Origin of the sequence: Actinomadura verrucosospora, from assembly GCF_039540335.1 — a bacterium.
Classification (GTDB): domain Bacteria; phylum Actinomycetota; class Actinomycetes; order Streptosporangiales; family Streptosporangiaceae; genus Spirillospora; species Spirillospora verrucosospora.
This window is the reverse complement of record NZ_BAABEV010000117.1, coordinates 1-621: the sequence shown is the minus strand read 5'-3', so window position 1 is coordinate 621 and position 621 is coordinate 1. Positions and strand designations below refer to the sequence as shown.

The 621-nt window shown below is 64.3% G+C and carries 1 pseudogene; it reads left to right on the top strand.

What is annotated here, in order from left to right:
- A pseudogene (locus ABD944_RS42195) lies at positions 1 to 621 on the top strand (DNA-directed RNA polymerase subunit beta); the annotation flags it as partial.

The following is a 621-nucleotide window of genomic DNA, read 5'->3' as shown; positions in this document are numbered from 1 at the left end:
GCGTTCGCCGGGGGTGTACTTCGACCGGGCGCTGGACAAGGCGTCGGACAAGGACATCTACGGGTGCCGGGTGATCCCGAGTCGGGGTGCCTGGCTTGAGTTCGAGATCGACAAGCGCGACAACGTGGGCGTGCGCATCGACCGCAAGCGCAAGCAGCCGGTGACGGTGCTGCTGAAGGCGCTGGGGTGGGACGAGGCGCGGATCCGGGAGCGGTTCGGCTCGTATGAGTCGATCAATGTGACGCTGGAGAAGGATCACACGTCCGGGCAGGATGACGCGCTGCTGGACATCTATCGCAAGCTGCGTCCGGGTGAGCCGCCGACGCGTGAGTCGGCGCAGACGCTGCTGGAGAATCTGTACTTCAATCCCAAGCGGTACGACGTGGCGAAGGTCGGCCGTTACAAGATCAACAAGAAGCTCGGTCTGGACCTGGACATGAACCAGGGGACGTTGACCGAGGACGACATCGTCGCCACGATCGAGTATCTGGTGCGTCTTCACGCGGGTGAGGAGGAGGCGACCCTGGGCAGTGTGGCGGTGCCGATCGAGGTCGATGACATCGACCACTTCGGCAACCGGCGGCTGCGCACGGTGGGGGAGCTGATCCAGAACCAGGTGCG